This window comes from Pseudomonas sp. BS-2016, assembly GCF_001806145.1.
Lineage (GTDB): Bacteria > Pseudomonadota > Gammaproteobacteria > Pseudomonadales > Pseudomonadaceae > Aquipseudomonas > Aquipseudomonas lundensis.
Genome location: NZ_MLCT01000197.1, coordinates 1 through 1,796, shown reverse-complemented (window position 1 = coordinate 1,796; position 1,796 = coordinate 1). Strand labels below are relative to the sequence as shown.

The following is a 1,796-nucleotide window of genomic DNA, read 5'->3' as shown; positions in this document are numbered from 1 at the left end:
TGCGCAAAATGATGCAGCAGCTTTAGCCCAAGGGCTGCGGCGCGGTCTGCATTCCTTATCCCGGTGCGGCGTGGCCAGGGAGGCCCCGCACTTGCTGATTCAAATCAAAGCGTATTTGCCTGAGCTGTTATTATCCGCCGTATCTATTCAGTACGGATTGATCCATGTCCTCTCGCGAAATCCGCATCGCCACCCGTAAAAGCGCCTTGGCCTTGTGGCAGGCCGAATACGTCAAAGCACGCCTTGAGCAGGCCCATCCCGGCCTCAAGGTCTCCCTGGTGCCCATGGTCAGTCGCGGCGATAGGCTGCTGGACTCGCCACTGTCCAAAATCGGCGGCAAGGGCCTGTTCGTCAAGGAATTGGAAACTGCGCTGCTGGATAACGAAGCCGACATCGCCGTGCATTCGATGAAAGACGTGCCCATGGACTTCCCTGAAGGCCTGGGCCTTTTTTGTATCTGCGAGCGCGAAGACCCGCGCGACGCCTTCGTTTCCAACACCTTCGCGTCTCTGGACGAATTGCCGCCAGGCAGTATCGTCGGCACCTCCAGCCTGCGTCGCCAGGCCCAGTTGCTGACGCGGCGTCCCGACCTGCAGATCCGCTTTTTGCGTGGCAACGTCAACACGCGCCTCGCCAAGCTGGACGCCGGCGAATACGACGCGATCATCCTCGCCGCTGCCGGCCTGATCCGCCTGGGCTTTGAAGACCGCATCACCTCGGCCATCAGCGTCGAAGACAGCCTGCCCGCTGGCGGGCAGGGCGCAGTCGGCATCGAATGTCGCACCGCCGACAGCGAAATTCACGCACTGCTCAAGCCTCTCGATCACGCGGACACCGAAGTGCGTGTTACCGCCGAGCGTGCCTTGAACAAACACCTCAACGGTGGCTGCCAAGTGCCCATCGCCTGCTATGCCGTACTCGAAGGTGAGAACCTGTGGCTTCGTGGCCTGGTCGGTGATCCGGACGGCGGTAACCTGCTGACCGCCGAGGTGCGTGGGCCGCAGCGTGATGCCACGGCCCTGGGGATTCAGGTTGCCGAGGAACTGCTGGAAAAAGGCGCGGGTGCCATTTTGCAAAAAGTCTATGGCGAGGCCGGCCCGCAGTGACCAAATGGCGAGTGCTGCTGACGCGGCCTGCCGAGGAGTCGACGGCCGTGGCGGCGTTATTGGCCAAGAGCGGCATTCACAGCAGCTGCCTGCCTTTGCTGGAGACCGAAGCCTTGCCGGTGACTGCTGAGCAACGCGCGGTATTCGGCGCGCTGCCGCGCTATTGTGCCGTCATCGTGGTGAGCAAGCCGGCTGCACGCCTGGCGTTGCAGCGGTTGGGGGACATTGTGCCGCCAATGCCCTGGTTCAGTGTCGGCGCGGCGACGGCACAGATACTGGCCGATCATGGCCTCAAGGTTCACTATCCCGCCACTGGCGACGATAGCGAGGCCTTGCTTGAACTGCCCGCCTTGCGCGAGGCTATTGCACTGCCGGGCGGCCGGGTGTTGATCCTGCGCGGCGAGGGCGGGCGTGAGTTGCTGGCAGAGCGTTTACGCGAGCAAGGTGCTAGTGTCGATTACCTGGAATTGTATCGGCGTTTTCTTCCGGTGTATGAAAAGGGCGCGTTGATGCAACGCATCCAGTTGGAACGCTTGAACGGCCTGGTGGTCAGCAGTGGGCAGGGTTTTTTACACCTGCACGCGTCAGCCGGCCCCGATTGGCCAGAGGTGGCACAGCTGCCGTTGTTCGTGCCCAGCCCGCGTGTATATGAAATGGCGCGTGCTGCGGGTGCAGAAAAAGTTGTGGATT

General features: G+C 61.9%; 3 protein-coding genes. All 3 read left to right on the top strand.

The window, feature by feature from the left end; all coding sequences use genetic code 11:
• Positions 1–199 (top strand): hypothetical protein (locus tag BKD70_RS25255; RefSeq protein WP_218188964.1); only part of this gene is annotated, 199 nt, incomplete at its 5' end.
• On the top strand, positions 165–1,106 hold the full coding sequence (gene hemC, locus BKD70_RS23735) for a hydroxymethylbilane synthase (RefSeq protein ID WP_070415516.1): 942 nt from the start codon (positions 165–167) through the stop codon (positions 1,104–1,106). The genes BKD70_RS25255 and hemC, both read left to right, overlap by 35 nt.
• Positions 1,103–1,796 (top strand): uroporphyrinogen-III synthase (locus tag BKD70_RS23730; RefSeq protein WP_070415515.1); only part of this gene is annotated, 694 nt, incomplete at its 3' end. The genes hemC and BKD70_RS23730, both read left to right, overlap by 4 nt.

Excerpts from the sequence above, each read along its gene's own strand:
- hemC (WP_070415516.1), top strand. The coding sequence starts at position 165 with ATGTCCTCTCGCGAAATCCGCATCGCCACCCGTAAAAGCGCCTTGGCC.